General features: G+C 75.7%; 23 protein-coding genes and 1 pseudogene. 13 read left to right on the top strand and 11 right to left on the bottom strand.

The genetic code is table 11. The annotated features are described in order from the left end of the window. Positions 1 to 5: 5 nt before the first annotated feature. Positions 6 to 347, bottom strand: a complete 342-nt coding sequence (locus tag AC1VL8_RS14125; RefSeq protein WP_483075596.1) for a YciI family protein — start codon at positions 345 to 347, stop codon at positions 6 to 8. Between the two features lie 79 nt (positions 348 to 426). Between AC1VL8_RS14125 and AC1VL8_RS14130 the strand changes: the two genes are divergently transcribed. Next, positions 427 to 843: an HNH endonuclease gene (locus AC1VL8_RS14130; RefSeq protein ID WP_483075597.1), complete on the top strand. Its 417-nt coding sequence runs from the start codon at positions 427 to 429 to the stop codon at positions 841 to 843. Positions 844 to 859: 16 nt separating this feature from the next. Here the strand turns inward: AC1VL8_RS14130 and AC1VL8_RS14135 are convergent, their stop codons facing one another. After that, entirely contained in the window at positions 860 to 1081 is a 222-nt protein-coding gene (locus AC1VL8_RS14135; protein WP_483075598.1) for a hypothetical protein, read from the bottom strand. 81 nt (positions 1082 to 1162) lie between these two features. Continuing rightward, complete coding sequence (locus AC1VL8_RS14140) at positions 1163 to 1738, bottom strand: hypothetical protein (protein WP_483075599.1); 576 nt, start codon at positions 1736 to 1738, stop codon at positions 1163 to 1165. A gap of 177 nt (positions 1739 to 1915) precedes the next feature. Between AC1VL8_RS14140 and AC1VL8_RS14145 the strand changes: the two genes are divergently transcribed. The 3 genes from AC1VL8_RS14145 (at position 1916) to AC1VL8_RS14155 (ending at position 4499) form a co-directional block, all read left to right on the top strand. After that, positions 1916 to 3139, top strand: coding sequence for an MFS transporter (locus AC1VL8_RS14145; protein ID WP_483075600.1), 1224 nt, complete (start codon positions 1916 to 1918; stop codon positions 3137 to 3139). Positions 3140 to 3315: 176 nt separating this feature from the next. Further along, a complete protein-coding gene (locus AC1VL8_RS14150; protein ID WP_483075601.1) occupies positions 3316 to 3483 on the top strand; it encodes a hypothetical protein in 168 nt (55 codons plus the stop codon). A gap of 119 nt (positions 3484 to 3602) precedes the next feature. After that, positions 3603 to 4499, top strand: coding sequence for an oxidoreductase (locus AC1VL8_RS14155; RefSeq protein WP_483075602.1), 897 nt, complete (start codon positions 3603 to 3605; stop codon positions 4497 to 4499). 30 nt (positions 4500 to 4529) lie between these two features. Here AC1VL8_RS14155 and AC1VL8_RS14160 read toward each other — a convergent pair whose 3' ends face one another. Continuing rightward, the gene (locus AC1VL8_RS14160) at positions 4530 to 4910 is read right to left on the bottom strand and encodes a MerR family DNA-binding transcriptional regulator (protein ID WP_483075603.1); all 381 of its coding nucleotides are present in this window, start codon (positions 4908 to 4910) and stop codon (positions 4530 to 4532) included. A 66-nt stretch (positions 4911 to 4976) separates the two neighbouring features. Here AC1VL8_RS14160 and AC1VL8_RS14165 point away from each other — a divergent pair, with 66 nt between their 5' ends. Further along, positions 4977 to 5660 (top strand): SDR family oxidoreductase, encoded by a 684-nt coding sequence (locus AC1VL8_RS14165; protein ID WP_483075604.1) that lies wholly within the window; start codon positions 4977 to 4979, stop codon positions 5658 to 5660. Here AC1VL8_RS14165 and AC1VL8_RS14170 read toward each other — a convergent pair. From AC1VL8_RS14170 to AC1VL8_RS14190, 5 genes are all read right to left on the bottom strand, one after another. After that, positions 5657 to 6229: a VanZ family protein gene (locus AC1VL8_RS14170; RefSeq protein WP_483075605.1), complete on the bottom strand. Its 573-nt coding sequence runs from the start codon at positions 6227 to 6229 to the stop codon at positions 5657 to 5659. The two genes, AC1VL8_RS14165 and AC1VL8_RS14170, sit on opposite strands and share 4 nt — an antisense overlap. 154 nt (positions 6230 to 6383) lie before the next feature. Next, a complete protein-coding gene (locus AC1VL8_RS14175) occupies positions 6384 to 6641 on the bottom strand; it encodes a hypothetical protein (RefSeq protein WP_483075606.1) in 258 nt (85 codons plus the stop codon). A 131-nt stretch (positions 6642 to 6772) separates the two neighbouring features. Beyond that, positions 6773 to 7768 carry a zinc-binding dehydrogenase gene (locus AC1VL8_RS14180; protein WP_483075607.1) on the bottom strand — a complete coding sequence of 332 codons (996 nt, stop codon included), beginning with the start codon at positions 7766 to 7768 and terminating at the stop codon, positions 6773 to 6775. Next, positions 7765 to 8214: a MarR family winged helix-turn-helix transcriptional regulator gene (locus AC1VL8_RS14185; RefSeq protein ID WP_483075608.1), complete on the bottom strand. Its 450-nt coding sequence runs from the start codon at positions 8212 to 8214 to the stop codon at positions 7765 to 7767. The genes AC1VL8_RS14180 and AC1VL8_RS14185 overlap by 4 nt, the downstream gene beginning before the upstream one ends. Further along, positions 8211 to 8930, bottom strand: a complete 720-nt coding sequence (locus AC1VL8_RS14190; protein WP_483075609.1) for a helix-turn-helix transcriptional regulator — start codon at positions 8928 to 8930, stop codon at positions 8211 to 8213. The genes AC1VL8_RS14185 and AC1VL8_RS14190 overlap by 4 nt, the downstream gene beginning before the upstream one ends. 82 nt (positions 8931 to 9012) lie before the next feature. Between AC1VL8_RS14190 and AC1VL8_RS14195 the strand changes: the two genes are divergently transcribed. From AC1VL8_RS14195 to AC1VL8_RS14225, 7 genes are all read left to right on the top strand, one after another. Beyond that, positions 9013 to 9738 (top strand): alpha/beta fold hydrolase, encoded by a 726-nt coding sequence (locus AC1VL8_RS14195; protein WP_483075610.1) that lies wholly within the window; start codon positions 9013 to 9015, stop codon positions 9736 to 9738. Between the two features lie 68 nt (positions 9739 to 9806). Then, complete coding sequence (locus AC1VL8_RS14200; RefSeq protein WP_483075611.1) at positions 9807 to 10202, top strand: nuclear transport factor 2 family protein; 396 nt, start codon at positions 9807 to 9809, stop codon at positions 10200 to 10202. Between the two features lie 40 nt (positions 10203 to 10242). Further along, positions 10243 to 10953 carry a helix-turn-helix transcriptional regulator gene (locus AC1VL8_RS14205; protein ID WP_483075612.1) on the top strand — a complete coding sequence of 237 codons (711 nt, stop codon included), beginning with the start codon at positions 10243 to 10245 and terminating at the stop codon, positions 10951 to 10953. A 119-nt stretch (positions 10954 to 11072) separates the two neighbouring features. Further along, entirely contained in the window at positions 11073 to 11753 is a 681-nt protein-coding gene (locus tag AC1VL8_RS14210; RefSeq protein WP_483075613.1) for a hypothetical protein, read from the top strand. Positions 11754 to 12128: 375 nt separating this feature from the next. Further along, a complete protein-coding gene (locus tag AC1VL8_RS14215) occupies positions 12129 to 12908 on the top strand; it encodes a DUF4184 family protein (RefSeq protein WP_483075614.1) in 780 nt (259 codons plus the stop codon). Positions 12909 to 13054: 146 nt separating this feature from the next. Further along, positions 13055 to 13567 carry a hypothetical protein gene (locus tag AC1VL8_RS14220; RefSeq protein WP_483075615.1) on the top strand — a complete coding sequence of 171 codons (513 nt, stop codon included), beginning with the start codon at positions 13055 to 13057 and terminating at the stop codon, positions 13565 to 13567. A gap of 103 nt (positions 13568 to 13670) precedes the next feature. Then, positions 13671 to 14093 (top strand): VOC family protein, encoded by a 423-nt coding sequence (locus tag AC1VL8_RS14225; protein ID WP_483075616.1) that lies wholly within the window; start codon positions 13671 to 13673, stop codon positions 14091 to 14093. On the opposite strand, the gene AC1VL8_RS14230 is transcribed toward AC1VL8_RS14225, so the two are convergent. Both AC1VL8_RS14230 and AC1VL8_RS14235 read right to left on the bottom strand, forming a co-directional pair. After that, a complete protein-coding gene (locus AC1VL8_RS14230) occupies positions 14063 to 14818 on the bottom strand; it encodes an ABC transporter permease (RefSeq protein ID WP_483075617.1) in 756 nt (251 codons plus the stop codon). The two genes, AC1VL8_RS14225 and AC1VL8_RS14230, sit on opposite strands and share 31 nt — an antisense overlap. Positions 14819 to 15216: 398 nt before the next feature. Further along, positions 15217 to 15744 (bottom strand): annotated as a pseudogene (locus AC1VL8_RS14235) (ABC transporter ATP-binding protein); the annotation flags it as partial. 98 nt (positions 15745 to 15842) lie between these two features. Between AC1VL8_RS14235 and AC1VL8_RS14240 the strand changes: the two are divergent. Beyond that, a complete protein-coding gene (locus tag AC1VL8_RS14240) occupies positions 15843 to 16472 on the top strand; it encodes a TetR/AcrR family transcriptional regulator (protein WP_483075618.1) in 630 nt (209 codons plus the stop codon). Positions 16473 to 16485 lie beyond the last annotated feature (13 nt).

Raw genomic sequence — 16485 nt, forward strand, 5'->3', positions numbered from 1 at the left:
CCCGGCTACGACTCCGGGTCGAACATGATCTCCCGGACCTCCTGCGTGCACCGGCAGCCCGCGGCGATCCGCCCGGCCCAGTGCAGCGCGTCCCCGCGGGACGCGACCTCGAGCACCGCGAAGCCCCCGACCGCCGCCTTCGCCCCGGGTTCGGGCCCGTCGGTCACCGACCCGTTGACGCCGACCAGCGCGGCCCGCTGCCGCTGCAGCCCACCGCCGAAGACCCACACCCCGGCGGCCTTCGCCTCGCGGACGACGGCGTGGGACTCCACGCCCGCCGCGGCGAGCTCGTCCTCGCCGAGGTGGTCCATCGCGCCGTCGTCGAACGAGACCAGGTAGCGCTGCACGGGGAGCTCCGTCCGTCGGGGCCGTACCAGCTGGGGCAGCCTCACCCTAGGGCGGCACCTCGCGCGGTAGCGTCGGCGCGTGCCACCCCGCCGCAGGACCTCGTCCGCCACCGCGTCCGCGGCGACGCGCGCACGGTACGCGAAGCGCCGCGCTCGGCGGGTCGCGGCGGCCGACAACGACCTGACCCCGGCGCAGTGGGACGCCCTCGTGGCGGCATGGGGCGGGTGCGCGTACTGCGGGGCGCCCGACCGGCTGCTCCAGCGCGACTGCGTGCAGCCGATCTCGCGCGGTGGCCGCTACACGCTGGCGAACGTGGTCCCGGCGTGCGGCTCCTGCAACGCGAGCAAGCACAACGACGAGGTCACGGGGTGGCTTCGGCGCAAGCGGCTCGACGAGCGGACGTTCCTCGAACGGCACGTGGCGGTGCTGAGCACGCTGCTGCCGCCCACCGGGCCGGAGCACCTGGCGGCACCCGAGGACCCGGGCGCCGCGTAGGGCCGGGGCGCCGGGGTCAGCGGCAGGTGCAGCGCGCCTCGGGCGCGACCGACGCCAGCACGTCGTCGGCGTGCAGGCCGCAGCCGTCCCACGTCGTGCGGCCGCAGGTGGTGCAGGTGACGGGGTAGCACACGGGCGTGTTCTCCTCGGGCTCGGTGGGCCGCCCGGTCGAGGGCGACGCCCGCAGGGTAACCAGCCCCCGCGCCCCGGGCCCGTCGGGCGCCGGGCGAGTGGTCACGACACGCTGGTCGTCCGGGCCTCGACCCCGCGTGTCGTGACCTCTCGCCGGAGGGGCGCGTCGGGTCGCGCGGGGGCCGGGTCAGGTCGACCGGGGGAGCGGGACGTGCGCGCGGCGCGGGCGGAGGGGGACCCTCGTGCCCAGGAGCAGCAGCGCCGCCAGGGCGGGCCAGAACCACGCGACGGTCCCGTGCGGCACGTACCCCGGGGGCGACCCGATCGCCGCGAGCACCACCTCGCCGCCGAGGCGCTGGAGCAGCGGCTGCGCGACGGCCACGACCACGGCGGCGACGGCCGCCGCCCGGAGGTAGGGCCCGGGCGCCACGAGCCGTCCCGCCGCCCGCCGGTCCGCGTGCCCCGCGTGCAGGGCGAGCAGCGCGACGAACCCGGCGACCAGCAGCAGCGTGCCCCACAGCCCGATCCGCGCGACCGACGCCTCGACCCGGGTGAGGTCCGACACCCACACCTGGGCGAGCGGTCCGCCGAGCGACTCGACGTGGTGGTCGGCCAGCGGGGGGTAGGCGGCGTCCGTGAGCGTCACGGTCGGGTGCGCGTCCTTGCGGGTCAGGCCGTTGACGGCGTACACGACCCCCAGGCCCGCCGCCGAGGCCGAGGCCACCCGCAGCAGGTCCTCCGTGGCGCTCCTCGGTCGACGCATGTCCCCACCCTCCTCGTGTCCCGCGCCACCCGGCCCCGTGGGCGACGAGAGGTCACGACACGCCGGCCGGCCGCACCGCGAACCCGCGTGTCGTGACCTCTCGACGAGGTCGGAGCGCGAGGAGGGCGCGGGGCGATCGGTGATTGCGTCGTCGCGCAAGCGTGCAAGGATCGGCGGGTGGAATCCGCCCTCGCCGAACCGACCTACCGCCGCCTGCTCGGCTCCCAGGTGATCTCGCTGGCCGGGACCGGGCTCACCACCGTCGCGCTCGGCCTGCTGGCCTACGACCTCGCCGGCGGGGGCGCCGCGCTGGTGCTGGGCACGGTGTTCGCGATCAAGATGCTCGCGTACGTGGCCGTCGCGCCCGTCGCTGCGGCCCTGCTGCACGCGGTCGCCCCGCGCACGGTGCTCGTCGCCGCGGACCTGGTGCGCGTCGTGCTCGTGCTCGGGCTGCCGGTGGTGTCGTCGGTGTGGCAGGTGTACGTCCTGGTCCTGCTGCTCCAGGCCGCCTCCGCGGTGCACACGCCCGCGTACCAGGCGGTGCTGCCGCGCGTGCTGCCCGACCAGCGGCGCTACACCCAGGCGCTGTCGCTGTCCCGGCTGACCGACGACCTGGAGATGCTGCTCTCGCCGCTGCTCGCGGCGGCGCTGCTCGTCGTCCTGCCCGCGTCGGACCTGTTCGTGGGTACCGCCGTCGGGTTCGCGGCGTCGGCGCTGCTGGTCTCCCGGCTGCGCCTGGACGGGCCGGCGCGTACCGACGACGACGGCACGGCCTTCGCCGCGCGCGCCCGGCGCGGGGTCGCCCACATGATCCGGACGCCGGCGCTGCGGGCCGTGCTCGCGCTGAACCTCGCCGTCGCGGCCGCGGGTGCCTACGCGCTCGTCCAGTACGTGGTGATCGCCCGCGACGTGCACGGCCGCGGCGGCGGGGCGACCGCGCTCCTGCTGGCGGCGCTCGGCGCCGGCTCGATCGCCGTGGCGGTCGTGCTGCCACGCCTGCTCGAGTCGGTGCCCGAGCGGGTGCTGGTGCTGGGCGGCTGCGGTGCGCTGGTCGTCGCGACGGCCGCCATCGCGCCCGCCCTGCGCGTACCCGGAACCCTCGGCCTGGTCCTGGTCGGCGCCCTGCTCGCCCTGGTCGGTGCCGGGTGGGCCGCCGCCGAGACGCCGGTGGGCCGGATCATCACGCGCAGCACCCCGGACGCCGACCGTCCGGCGGTGTTCGCCGCCCAGTTCGCGCTGTCGCACGCCTGCTGGCTCGTCACGTACCCGGTCGCGGGGGCGCTGGGCGGCTGGGGTCCGGGCACCGCCGCCCTGGTCCTGGCGGCGGTGAGCGCCGCGGCGGCCGCCGCGACCGCCACGCTGTGGCCGACCCGGGAGCCCGCGGCGGACGTGGCAGGCTGAGCGGATGAGCGCCGAGACCACCCGGGCAGCCGTCCCCGACGCCGAGCTCGACACCGCCGTCGACGTGCTGCGGCTGCTCGCGGACCGCACCCGGCTCGCCATCCTCGCGCTGCTGCACGACGGCGAGCTTCTCCGTCGGCGCCCTCGCCGACCGCCTCGGGCGCCCGGTCCCCGGCGTGTCGCAGCACCTCGCCCGGCTGCGCGCGGGTCACCTGGTCACGACCCGCCGCGACGGGGCGACGGTGCACTACCGGCTGACCAACGAGCACGTCGACGCCCTCGTGCTGAACGTCCTGCACCAGGCCGAGCACCTCCGCTACGACACCCCGCCGCACCACCGCTGACCGCCGCGGGCAGGACGAGTGGTCGCGACACGCCGCCCGCCGCCCGCCAGGACCCGCAGATCGTGACCGCTCGTCGCCCACCCACCCGCTCGTCGCCCACCCCGCCGCAGGAGGACCGCATGACCACAGCCCCGCACCCGCGCGTCGCCGTCGTCGGACCCGGCGCGATCGGCACGGTCGTCGCCGCGGCCCTGCACGAGCGCGGGCGGACGCCGTTCGTCGCGGGGCGCTCGGCGCGGGCGGAGCTGCGGCTCGAGTCCGAGCACGGGGTCGTCGTCGTGCCCGGTCCGGTCCGCACCGACCCGACCGAGGTGCGGGAGCCGGTGGATCTCGTCCTGCTCGCCGTGAAGGCGACGCAGACCTCGGCGGCGGGACCGTGGCTCGCGGCGCTCTGCGAGCCGGAGACCGTCGTGTGCGTACTGCAGAACGGCGTCGAGCAGGTCGGGACGGTCGCGCCGCTGGTCCGGGGGAGCGTCGTCCTCCCCGCCGTGGTCTGGTTCCCGGCCGTCCGGGAGGCCGACGGTGCCGTGCGCCTGCTCGCCGAGCCCCGGATCAGCGTGCCGGACCTCCCCGGCGCCGAGGTCGTCGGCAGCGCGCTGGCCGGCACGAGGGTCGCCGTCGACGCCGTCGCCGACTTCCCGACGGTGGCCTGGCGCAAGCTCCTGCAGAACGCCGCCGCCGGGCTGATGGCGGTGACCGGCCGACGGTCCGGCATGTTCCGTCGCGACGACGTCGCAGCGCTGACGCTCGCCTACCTGACCGAGTGCCTCGCCGTCGCGCGCGCCGAGGGCGCGCTCCTCGGCGACGACGAGCCACGCCGGCTCCTCGAGGCGTTCCAGACCGCGCCGGTCGACCGGGGGACGTCGATCCTCGCCGACCGCGAGCACGAGCAGCCGCTCGAGTGGGACACCCGCAACGGCGTGGTGCAGCGGCTGGGCAGGGCGCACGGCATCCCGACGCCGGTCAGCGACGTCGTCGTGCCGCTGCTCGCGGCGATCAGCGACGGACCGGGCTGAGCGACCCGGCACTCGCGGGGGACCGGGCGGTCACGACGCCTCCTCGCACCGGGCGCGCCCGGGTCCGGTGCGGTTCGCCTGCCCGAGCCGGATGACGTCGTCGAGCTTGTCGCGCGTCGCGGTGAGCTCGACGAGCTGGGCCTGGACGCGCTCGCGCTCGGCGAGCAGCCGGTCGTGCATCTCGTCGGTGAGGACGCCGTGCTCCATGCACGGCAGGATCCGCAGGACCGCTCGGCTGCCGAGGCCAGCGGCGTAGAGGTTCTGGATGAACCGGACCCGCTCGACCGCGCCGGGGGCGTACCGGCGCTGTCCGCTCGCGGTGCGCTCGGCCGTCAGCAGGCCCTGCTCCTCGTAGTAGCGCAGCGCGCGGACGCTGACGCCCGCCTGCGCCGCGACCTCCCCGATCCGCACCTCGTACCCCCGACTCGTCGCCCGGACTTGACCCTGACGTCAGCGTGAGGTCCTAGCGTGCCAGACATGACCACTGCACTCGTCACCGGGGCCAACCGCGGCCTCGGCCACCACTTCGCCGCCGAGCTGCTCGCCCGCGGCGCCACCGTCTACGCCGCGGCCCGCGAGCCGGCCTCGATCGACCTGCCCGGAGCCCGCACCCTCGCCCTGGACGTCACCGACCCGGACGCGGTCGCCGCTGCCGCCGAGCTCGCCGGGGACGTCGACCTGCTCGTCAACAACGCCGGCATCTCGACCGGGTCCCCGCTCCTCGGCGACCTCGACGGCGTGCGCGCCGAGATGGACGTCAACTTCTGGGGCACGCTGTCGATGGTCCGCGCCTTCGCCCCGGTGCTCGCGGCCAACGGCGGCGGGACGATCGTGAACGTCGCCTCGGCGCTGTCGTGGTTCGCGGCGCCGGGCGCCGGCGCGTACGCGGTGTCCAAGGCGGCGAACTGGAACATGAGCAACGCCCTGCGCCTGGAGCTGGCCGCGCAGCGGACCCAGGTCACCTCCGTGCACCTCGGGCTGGCCGACACCGACATGGCGCGGGCGATCGACGGCCCGAAGACCGACCCCGCCCAGGTCGTCCGCACGGTGCTCGACGCCACCGCGCAGGGTGAGATCGAGGTGGTCGTCGACGCGTGGAGCGCGATGGTCAAGGCCTCGCTGGCCGAGGACCCGCGGAAGTTCTACGCCCGGTTCCTCTAGACCGGCGCCGGGGTGGCGGCGGCGCGGGGCGCGTCCGCCCAGCGGAACCGGTCGACCACCCCGGCGACCGCCGGGACCCGCACGAGCGCCGCGAGCACGCCGTACCCGACGGCGCCGCCGACGACGTTGAACAGCAGGTCGTTCACGTCGGCGAGGTGCCCGCCGCCCAGCACGTGCGCCGTCACGTACTGGGTGGCCTCGATGCCCAGGCTGATGGCCGCCGCGACGAGCACCGTCCGCCGCCACGAGGGCCGGGCGGTCAGCAGCGGCACCAGCATCCCCAGCGGCAGGAACACCGCGACGTTGATCAGCGCGTCGTCCACCTGGTACCCGGCCAGCGGCACGAGGGTCAGGTGGTGCATCCAGCCGCCCTCGCCCGCCGGCTTGTCCAGGAAGATCGGGAACACGGTGTTCGCCACGATCCCCGCCGCGTACACCCCCAGCGCCAGGGCGACCGCGGCGCGCGGTGCCGAGAGCCGGCCGCGCCGGGCCAGGGCCGCGAGGAGCACCGCGGCGACCAGCGCGGCCAGGGGGACGACGACGGGCAGGACGGGGACCTGGCGGAACACGCGGGACGGACCTCTCGGACGCGGGTGCGGTGACGCGCCGGCGTGACCCGGCGACGTGCCACCGTGGCACCGACCAGCGGGTCCGGGCATCCACCCGTGGTCGGACGTGGTCGACCGACGTCTCCGACCGACGCGTCCGACCGTCGGGTGCGGGTCAGCCGCCGGACGACGGCCGGGTCGCGCCACGCCGTCGCACGGTGGCGGCCGCGCTCGCGAGGTAGCCGAGCCCGAGCAGCGTGAACAGGGCGGCGACCGTGGGCTCGACCCACCCCCGGTCCGGGTCGAGCCCCCACCAGCGCAGGACGCCGAGCAGCAGCCACAGGCCACCGAGGCAGAACCCGAGGGCCGGCGTGCGCGTCATCTGCCACCACGGCTTGGTCGGCTCGGCGTCACGGGTCGGCTCGGTCTCCACGAGGGCGACGGTACCGGGGCGATCACCGCGACCTGGCGCCTGGCGAGCGCCGAGGGCTGCCGGGCGGCCGCGGGCCCACCGGGGGTCCAGGGGATCGGTCGAGGAGGCCACTCCTGTCGAGCCCCGCGTGCCTACCCGGCAGATCCGGGTCGCACCAGCACGACACCCTTGCCGCCGACGACCCCGGCCTCCATGTCGGCGTGCGCCCGGGCGATGTCGTCCAGCCGGTAGACCCGGCCGACGGGGACGCGCGCCCGGCCTCGCCGGACGTCGTCGAGGAACGCCTGGAGCACGGGCGCGGGCAGGTCGGCGGCCTCGCCGGAGTACGCGGTCAGGCGCACCCCGTTGGGGATCCAGTCCATCGGGTAGAAGTCGGGGATCGCCCACTCGTCCGACAGCATGCCGGTGAAGCACACGGTGCCCCCGGGGCGCACGGCGCGCAGGGTGTCGCCGATGACGTTCGTCCCCACCAGCTCCACGGCGCCGTCGACCCCGCCCGGCACCAGCCGCCGGACCTGGTCGGCGACGTGGCCGTCGTCGACCAGCACGTGGTGCGCTCCCGCCTCCTGAAGCAGGGCCGCGCGCCCGGGTCGCCGGGTCGTCGACAGCACGGTCAGCCCCTGCAACCGGCCGAGCGCGGCCAGGGCGAGACCGACGGAGGACGTGCCGCCGCGGACGAGGAGCGTCTGCCCGGCCTGGGGCCGCACGCCGACCGCGAGCGTCCCGTGGGCGGTCTGGAGCATCTCGGGGACGGCGCCCAGGACGTCCCACGGGAGGTCGCTGGTGAACGGCACCACCTGGCCGGCGGGCACCACGACGAGCTCGGCGTACCCGCCGTCGAAGGTGCGACCCATCCCGCCCATCATCGTCATGACCTGGGTGCCGACCGGCAGCGCCCCGCTCGGGTCGGCGGCCACGACCCCGGTGGCCTCGATTCCCGGGATCCGCGGGAACGACCCGGTGGCGGCCTGCCCGCGGCGGAAGTGCAGCTCGGACCGGTTGAGCCCGAACGCGTGCACGCGGATCAGCACCTGGCCCGGGCCGGCGACCGGCACCGGGACGTCGCGCACCCGCAGCACCTCCGGGCCGCCGGGCTCGTCGACGACCACGGCACGCATCGTCGTCATCGGGACACCCCCGTCGTCGGGGCGCCGAGCCGTGCCATGAGGCGGGTCAGGAGGTCCGTGGCCTCCTCGACGCCCACCGCGTCCGCCAGGTGCTCCGCCAGCGCGGCATCGACGACCGCCACCCCCGAGGTGTGCGCAGCCTCGCCGGCGGGGGAGGGCGCCACGAGCGACGACCGGCGGTCGTGCGGGTGCGGGCGGCGCACCGCCAGGCCGTCGCGCTCGAGCCGGTCCACCAGCTTGCTCGCCGCGCCGACGGTGATGCCCAGGTCCGCGCGCAGGTCCTGCACCCGGCACTCCCCGGCGTGCCGTCGCACCACCCGCAGGGCGGACAGGGTCGAGAGCGCGACCTCGTCGGCCTCGGCGAGACAGTGGTCGAGATGGTTCCAGAGGTACGTCTCGTACCGCACGAGGGCGTCGAGGAACTGCGTGCCGAGCGTCGACTTCATGACACGGAAGTATATTCCCCGGAATCGAGATGCCGCACCGACCGCGCGGTCGGCGGGGGTGTGCCCACCTCGTCGACGCCGTGGTCGCCGCAGGGCGTCGTCGTCACGTCGGCGCGCTCGATCCGCGCGACCCGGAACCACCGGACGGCGCCGCGCAGCCGGCACCAGCCGATCAGGTACCACCGTCCGCCGCGCGACCCGAACATGATCGGCTCGACGTCGCGGGTGGTCGTCCCGCCGTCGCCCGCGCCGTAGCGGATCCGCAGCACGCGCTGCTCGGCCATCGCCTCCTCGAGCGCCGACCGGATCGCGCGCGAGGCGGGCGGGGGAGCGTCCACCCAGACGCGACCGGCGAGCTCGTCCGCCTTCCTGCGGGTCACCGGGTCGAGCACGTCGAGGATCTTGCGGACCCCGGCGGTCGCCAGGTCGGCGTAGGGGGCGTCGTGGGCGGCCGAGACGGCGGCGAGGAGCGCCACCGCCTGGGCGGGCGACAGGCTGACCGGCGGCAGGGTGGCCCGGGCGGCGAGCCCGTAGCCGCCGCCGGGTCCCGGGCGCGACCAGACCGGCGCGCCGCTGCTCTCGAGCGCGGCGATGTCGCGCTTGACGGTCCGCACCGACACCCCGAACTCGGCGGCCAGCCGGTCGGCCGTGCAGCCACGGGGGCCGGACCGGCGCAGCATCTCGGTCAGCGCGTGCAGCCGCTCGACCCGCCTCACCCCGGCGACCCCGTCGAACCCGTCCAATTCATGTCAGAGATCGTGACACACCGGTGTCCGCAGGGGCTGCGAGCATCGCCCCATGACGAACCACACCGAGCCCACCGACGGCACGACGATCCTCCTGGTCCCCGGGCACTGGCTGGGGGCGTGGGCCTGGGACGAGGTGGTCGAGCACCTGACCGCAGCGGGTCGGCACGCCGTCCCGCTCACCCTCCCGGGCCTCGACGCGACCGACGCCGAGCGGGCCTCGGCCACCCTCGACGACCAGGTGGCGGCGGTCGAGCGCGCTATCCACGAGACGGGCGCCGGGCGACCCGTGGTCGTCGTGGCGCACAGCGGCGCGAACGCCCCGGTCAGCCGCGTGCTCGACCGGCACCCCGAGCAGGTCCGGCGGGTGGTCTGGGTCGACAGCGGACCGGTCGCACCCGGCACCGTGCTCGCCCCGGACGCCGTGGGCGAGCTGCCGCTGCCGCCCTTCGAGGCGCTGGGTCAGCAGGCCTCCCTGGACGGACTCGACGACGCAGCGCTGGAGCGGTTCCGCGACCGGGCCGTCGCGGAGCCGCTCGGCGTGCTCCGGCAGCCGGTCGAGCTCACGGACGACGCCCGTCTGCGGGTCCCGACGACGCTGGTCTGCTGCTCGCTGCCCGGCGCGCAGGTCATGGAGCTCGCCGGCGCCGGGCACCCGGTGTCCGCCGAGGTCGCGCGCCTCCACGACGTCGACGTGGTCGACCTGCCGACCGGGCACTGGCCGATGTGGAGCCGCCCGGCCGACCTCGCACGGGTGATCGCCGCCGCGGCATCGTGAGCGGGCGTGCCGGCAGCCGGACGGAACACCGACACACCGTTGTCGCACCGACGTCCGAGCCTGGACGCATGACCGAGACCACGCACCCCTCGACCCCGTCCGCCCGCCGCTCGCTGGACCTGTGGCTGACCATGTGGAACACGGACGGCGAGATCGCCCGCCAGATCTGCGCCGACGACTTCCGGATCCACTTCGCCGTCACCGAGCCCGACGGCTCCACCCCGGCGGACGACATCCGCACCGCCGACGACTTCGCGCGGTACCTCGCCTGGTGGCACGGCCAGAACCCGGACGTGGTGTTCACCCCGGTCGCCGACGCGATCGACAGCGACCACGGCCGGCTGCTCTGGGACGTCGAGTCCGGTGGCACGCGCGCCGGCGGCGTGGACGTGTTCGACTTCGACCCGGACGGCCGGGTCCGACGCGTCTGGTCCGTGGGCGGCCAGCGGAGCATGCGGTCCTGAGCGGCGCGACCGGCGCCCGCACCTCTGGCACCCTGGCCGCATGAAGCGAGCCGAGCGGCAGTACGCCCTCGTCGACCTGCTCCGTGGAGCGCGTCGACCGTGGTCGGCCGCTCGGCTCGCCCGCGAGCTCGAGGTGTCCACCCGCACCATCGAGCGCGACATCCGGTCCCTCCAGCTCGCGGGCGTCCCGCTGTACGCCGAGCACGGCGCGACCGGCGGCTACGCGATCCTCCCGGAGTACTCGCTGCCGCCGCTGAACCTCACCGCCGCCGAGTCGCTGGCCGTGCTCGCCGGGCTGGCGCTGCTCGACTCCTCGCCGTACCAGGCGGCCGCCCGCCGTGCCCGCGCGAAAATCGCGGCGGTGATGGGGGAGGAGCACCGGGCGCCCGTGCAGGAGCTGCTCGGGCGGATGCAGGTCATCGACGCCGCCGTGCCGACCGACGGCGGGGTCCCCCTCGGGATGCTGTCCGACGCCATCGCCGCCCGGCGGGTGGTCCGGCTGACGTACGTCGGCGAGGACGCGGGCGACGGCGACCCGGCCGTGACGGTGCGCGACGTCGAGACGATGGGGCTCCTGCGCGGGGCCGACACCTGGATGCTCGTGGGGTGGTGCCGGCTGCGCGACGCGATCAGGGGTTTCCGCATCGAGCGGATCACGCGGTTGGAGCTGCTCGACGAGGTCGCGCCGGACCGCGACCCCGCGCTGCTGGAGGCCGACCAGGCACGGTGGCCGATCCGCCGCCTCGCGTGAGCCGCCGGCGCGGACGGCGCGTCACCCGCGAGGGACTTCGGTGAAGGTCCTGCGGCGATCGCGCCGGCCCCCGCCGACGTGCCGGACGCGGGGGTGCGGCACCGCCTAGCGTGCGCCGCATGGATGTGTCGACGGGTGCCGGGTGGCTGATCGCCCCCGCATCCGCGCTGCCCGACGACCCCGCGAGCGCGGCCCGCTGGCACCGCCGGGCCCGCACGCTGCGCTGGTCCGCCGGTGCGCTGCTCCTGACGACCCTGCCCGCCGCCCGGTGGGCCCTCACCGACCGCCTGCCGGTCGTCCTGGGCGACCTGGTGGTGCAGCCGACCTACGCCGGGGCGACCCTCGCGGCGCTCGGCAGCACCGGGGCGGTCCTCGGTGCGCTGGCGAGCTTCCGGGCGCAGGACGTCGGCGCGCGCGCCGGGAGCCGTCGCTGGTACGTCCGGTGGCCGGTGAACGCGGGCAAGGCGCTCGTCGTGGCCGTCGCGTGGTGCGCGGCCGTCGTCGCGTTCTGGTCCGGTTCGTTCTCGTCCGACCTCCGGGTGCTCGACCTCGCGAGCGCGAGCGGCTGCCGGGTCGCGGTCCTCGAGGGCCTGGGCGGAGGCACGGTGGCCGTCCTGGCCCCGGGTGCGACGACCCCGGTGCGGGTCGGCACGTACAGCGCCGACGACGGCTACGCGCCGGTCTCGCGCGGCACCTACGCGCTCGCGTGGGACGGCGAGGTCGCGCACCTCGAACTGAGTGGCACCGCCGACGCACCGGTCTGGTTCGACGACGGGGAGCCGATCGACTGCCGGGAGTGACCTCGCGGCGGTCGCGGACGGCCCGGCCGCGGTGAGGGTGGGATGGCGGACCGGGTCCGCGGCGGCGAGCGTCGACTCGAGGTCGCTCAGCTCCTGGGAGTCGTCCGAGGCGTGCCCGGCCGCTCAGCACCCGGTACAGGCGCTCGCGGGCGGGCTCGGGGGCGTCCCACCGCAGGTCCAGGTCGGCGAGGTGCCGGTCGGTGAGCAGCGCGTCCTGTCCCTGAGCGTCGCCTGGCTGCGGTGGCGGGTGGCTCCGGTCGCCCCCGTCCGGCCGCGGCGAGCCTGAGGAGCCGTCGCGACCGAGGGCCGACCGCAACGGCAGGATCCGACCGCAGGTGGACGACCGCGCGTCGTCGTCGCCCTCACCATGTCCCGGTGCCCTTCACGCTCGCCCACCCCGCGGCCGTCCTCACGCTGGCTCGCCGTCCCCTCGTCCCCGCGGCCCTGGTCGCCGGTGCGCTGAGCCCGGACGTGCCGTACTTCGTCCCGGTGCCCAGGTCGGCCGACGCCTGGTACGAGCCGTTCGTCAACGCCACGACCACCCACGCCTGGCCCGGCGCCCTGACGGTGGCGGTGCCGACCGCAGCGGTCCTGCTCGGGCTGTGGCACCTCCTCCGGGGGCCGCTGCGCGCCCTGCTCGGACGGGACGCGCGTCCGGCGGGGGAGTCACCGGCGCACCCCGGCCTCGCGGTCCGGGGTGCCTGGGTCGCCCTCTCGCTCGTGCTGGGCGTCCTGACCCACGTGGTCTGGGACGCCTTCACCCACGGCGACGGCGTGATCGTGCAGCACGTGGCGTGGTTCCGCGAGCCGCTGGTCGGCGACGTGCCCGCAGGCCGGGTCCTGCAGCACCTGAGCACGGCCGCCGGTCTGCTCGTCCTGGTCGTGTGGGCCGCGCGGGCCGTCCGGGCGTGGCACCGCGGGGGAGGCCGGCTGCTGCTCGACCGGTCGCGGATCACGGTCGTGGTGGCGCTCGTCGTCGCGGGTGCCACGGGGGCGGCGCTCGGCTGGTCGGACAGCGCCGGGTCCGGGCTCGAGGCGACGTTGTCCGGAGCGGCGAAGGTCGGCCTGGCGGCGTTCGCGGCGGCGGTCCTCGTCGCGGCGTCGGCGTGGTGGTCCACGCGGGGTCGGGCGGCCCTGGCGCTGCGCCGCACGTGACGCACGGCACGGCGCGAGGGAGCGGGACAGCCCGGAGGAGCGACGCTCGCGGAACGCGGCCGGCTGCTCGACCCACGGGTGGTGCCCGCAGCCGGCGAGCGTCGCCGGGGCGTGCAGGACGGGAGGGCCCGACTACCGTGACCTGGGTGGACATCACCTCGGACCCCCTGATGGAGGGGCACTTCGCGACGCTCGACGACGTGACGTACCAGGTCCGGGTCGTGAGCCCCGAGGCGCTCCTGGTGCACCGCGGCGCGCACGACCGGAGCGGCGCCTGGCAGCCCGACCTGTCGTCCGACCCGGTGGTGGAGCGCGTGCCCTGCGCGCACGCGTCCGAGGTGTTCGGGGTCCGGACCTTCGCGGTGTGGCGCGGCGTCGGCATGCGGATCACCGGGGTGGACCACGCCCGCGGGACCGCCACGGCCTGGTTCATCCCGCGCGACCTCGCGGCGTACGGCCCGTCGGACTGGCCGCGCCCCCTCGGGCTCCGGACGCCGCCCCACGGGGGCATGAGCTCGCTCAAGAGCCACGGGAGCGACGCGGACGACGAGTTCGCCGGCGAGGTGCGGATCCGGCTGCTCACGGACATCCGGCAGACGAGGATCGACTTCCCCCTCGAGGACGGCACCCTCGTGCGGACGCCGACCTACCACTTCTGACCGGGCCGCACGCCCGTCAGCCGGCCTCCGGTCGGGGCGTCCGCGCTGCGTGACCGACCGAGGTCCCGGGCGTCCCACGCACCCGCGGCCTAGCGTCAGGGGCATGCCGCTCGCCCTCAGCGCCGTGACCATGAACAGCCGCGACCCGGGACGGACCGCGGCGTTCTGGGCCGCCGCCCTCGCAGGTGTCGCCGTCGACGGCGGGAACGGGTTCGTGCACGTCCGCTCCCACGACCTCCTGCTCATCGTGCAGCCGGCACCCGACCGGGACCCGACCACGGTCACCGACGTCCACCTGGACCTGCGCGCCGACGACCGGGAGGCGGAGGTCACCCGGCTGCGCGCCCTCGGCGCGGTGCTCGTGGAGCACCGGTCCGACTCCCACGGGACGTGGAGCGTGCTGCTCGATCCCGACGGGCGGAGCTCTGCGTGGGCTGAGTACGGGGGAGGCGGGGCGAGGCGGCCCTTCGGGCGCACACGGCTGGGTACCGGGCGTCATGCATCCCGGGCCCTGAGCGCGAGGTGAGCGGCGAGCGTGGTCCAGAGGGTGAACACCGCCATCACGGCGAGCCCTCCCGAGCCGCTCAGGCCTCCGGTCCCGACGGTCGTGTACGAGGCCTGCCCGGCGGTGGTGGGCCAGTAGGTCCCGGCGAGGTCCCCCACGACGCCGGGCAGCCCGGGCGCGAGCGCCGGCACGAGCAGCGCCACGGTCACGACGACGGCCAGCGCGCCGGAGGACGAGCGGGTGAGGGCCCCGAGCGCGACGCCGAGGACCGCGGTGAGGACCAGGTAGCCGGCGGCGCACAGCATCGCCCGGACGTTGCCGGCGTCGGCGGGGTCCGCCGTCGGCAGCCCGGCGGCGGCGAGTGCCGCCTGGCTCGCGCCGAAGCTGCACGCCACGGTGAGCAGGGCGGTCGCGAGGGCGACGACCGCGGTGACGGCCAGCTTCGTGGCCAGCAGGACGGCACGCCGGGGGGCGATCGTCAGGCTCGTGACGATCTGACCGGTGGCGTACTCGCTGGTGAACGTCTGTGCCCCCAGGGTCGCGACGAGGATCTGGCCGACGAGGATGCCCTTGAAGCTGATCCCTGCCGGATCGAAGTCCGCGGGAAGGTCGGCCTGCCAGTCGGCCATGAGTCCGCTGATGCCGAGCAGGCTGACCACCACGGTGACCACGACGGTGCCGGCCGCCAGCAGCCACGTGGTGCGGACGCTGCGGGCCTTGATCCACTCCGAGGCGAGGAGGTCCATGTCAGGCAGATTCCTTCTGGGTCGATGTCATGGCGAGGAAGACGTCCTCGAGCGAGTCGCGGACCGAGCTGCAGCTCGGACAGCGCGACGGCGGCGTCGGCGGCGACGCGACCGACCTGGTCCGTCGTGGCGCCCTGGACGTCGAGCCCGTCCGCGCTCGCTGCGTCGGGTGCGGCGCGCACGCCTGCGCGGGAGAGCGCCTGAAGAAGCCCGTGCCGGTCCGGTGTCCGCACGCGGACGTGCTCGGTGGTGCGATCCGCGATGAACGCGGTCAGGGGCTGGTCGGCGAGGAGCCGCCCGTGGTGCACGACCACGAGGTGGTCGGCGGTCAGCTCCATCTCACCCATGAGGTGGCTGGAGAACAGGACCGTGCGACCCTCCGCCGCCAGGTCGCGCATGAGCGAGCGGGCCCACCGGATCCCCTCGGGGTCGAGGCCGTTCAGCGGCTCGTCGAAGATCACGACCGACGGGTCTCCGACCAACGCGGTGGCGATCCCCAGCCGCTGCTTCATCCCCAGGGAGAAGTCGCCGGCCGGCCGGTCGGCGACCGCACCCAGGCCGACGCGCTCGAGGGTCGGCGCCACGCGGGACCGCGCGACGCCGCCGGCGCGTGCGACCGCCGCGAGGTGGTCCCCGGCCGTGCGCCGGGGGTGGACCGCCCGGGCATCGAGCATCGCGCCGACGACCCGCATGGGGTGCGGCGTCTCGGCGAGCCGCAGCCCGCCGACCGTCGCCGCACCGCTGGTCGGCCTGTCGAGGCCGAGGAACATCCGCAACGTCGTGGACTTGCCCGCCCCGTTGGGGCCGAGGAAGCCGGTGACGACGCCCGGTCTGACCGCGAACGACAGATCGTCGACAGCAGTGAGCCGTCCGTACCGCTTGACCAGGGAGTGAGCCTGCAACAACACCGGGTTCGAAGAGTGCACGTGGGTAAACTACACCGTGTCGTGTAGATGTCGAGCGGCCGGTGTACCGTCACCGAGGAAGTCGGAGGGGAGCGATGGCGACAGAAGGAAGCAGGTCCGTGCGACAGGGGCAGGCGCACAAGCGTGCGGCCATCCTGGCGGCGGCCAAGGAGCTGTTCGTGCAGACGAGCGTGGAGCGCACCAGCATGGACGCGGTCGCTGCGCTCGCCGGCGTGTCGAAGCGGACGGTCTACGACTACTACGGGGACAAGCGCGGCCTCCTGCTCGGCGTCGTGGAGGACGCGGGGGAGAGGGCGCTGGCCACGTTGCGCGGGCTGGTCGAGCAGCACCTCGACCCGGCAGGCATCCGCGAGCTCGACGACCTCGAGCAGGCCCTCACCGACCTGGCCACCGCCCTCGGTCGGTCGCTGCTGCTGTCGGCGGACTACCTCGCCGCGGTCCGGCTGATCAACGAGAACGAGGCGCTGCTGCCGGAGCTCGACGACCATCCGCTCGACGAGGCGCACGCGCAGGTCCTCACCGACCGCGTCAGCCACTTCGCCCGCGCCGGCCTGCTCGACGCCGACGACCCCCGCCTCGCAGCCGCCCACTTCCACGCCCTGACCGCGCTGCGCGTGCTCAACGAGCCGCCCCGCCGACGCACCGAGGCGGCGCACGTCCGCCAGATCATGACCGACGGCGCACGTGCCTTCATCCGCGCCTACGGCGCGCGCGGAGCAGCCGCGTAGTCAGCCCACCGGC

The organism is Cellulomonas sp. KU4C (genome assembly GCF_056868065.1).

What these genes read in the sequence shown, in the direction of transcription:
- AC1VL8_RS14140 (WP_483075599.1), bottom strand. Translation starts at nt 1,738, where the DNA reads ATGCGTCGACCGAGGAGCGCCACGGAGGACCTGCTGCGGGTGGCCTCG.
- AC1VL8_RS14155 (WP_483075602.1), top strand. Translation starts at nt 3,603, where the DNA reads ATGACCACAGCCCCGCACCCGCGCGTCGCCGTCGTCGGACCCGGCGCG.
- AC1VL8_RS14165 (WP_483075604.1), top strand. Translation starts at nt 4,977, where the DNA reads ATGACCACTGCACTCGTCACCGGGGCCAACCGCGGCCTCGGCCACCAC.
- AC1VL8_RS14180 (WP_483075607.1), bottom strand. Translation starts at nt 7,768, where the DNA reads ATGACGACGATGCGTGCCGTGGTCGTCGACGAGCCCGGCGGCCCGGAG.
- AC1VL8_RS14185 (WP_483075608.1), bottom strand. Translation starts at nt 8,214, where the DNA reads ATGAAGTCGACGCTCGGCACGCAGTTCCTCGACGCCCTCGTGCGGTAC.
- AC1VL8_RS14195 (WP_483075610.1), top strand. Translation starts at nt 9,013, where the DNA reads ATGACGAACCACACCGAGCCCACCGACGGCACGACGATCCTCCTGGTC.
- AC1VL8_RS14200 (WP_483075611.1), top strand. Translation starts at nt 9,807, where the DNA reads ATGACCGAGACCACGCACCCCTCGACCCCGTCCGCCCGCCGCTCGCTG.
- AC1VL8_RS14205 (WP_483075612.1), top strand. Translation starts at nt 10,243, where the DNA reads ATGAAGCGAGCCGAGCGGCAGTACGCCCTCGTCGACCTGCTCCGTGGA.
- AC1VL8_RS14210 (WP_483075613.1), top strand. Translation starts at nt 11,073, where the DNA reads ATGGATGTGTCGACGGGTGCCGGGTGGCTGATCGCCCCCGCATCCGCG.
- AC1VL8_RS14225 (WP_483075616.1), top strand. Translation starts at nt 13,671, where the DNA reads ATGCCGCTCGCCCTCAGCGCCGTGACCATGAACAGCCGCGACCCGGGA.
- AC1VL8_RS14230 (WP_483075617.1), bottom strand. Translation starts at nt 14,818, where the DNA reads ATGGACCTCCTCGCCTCGGAGTGGATCAAGGCCCGCAGCGTCCGCACC.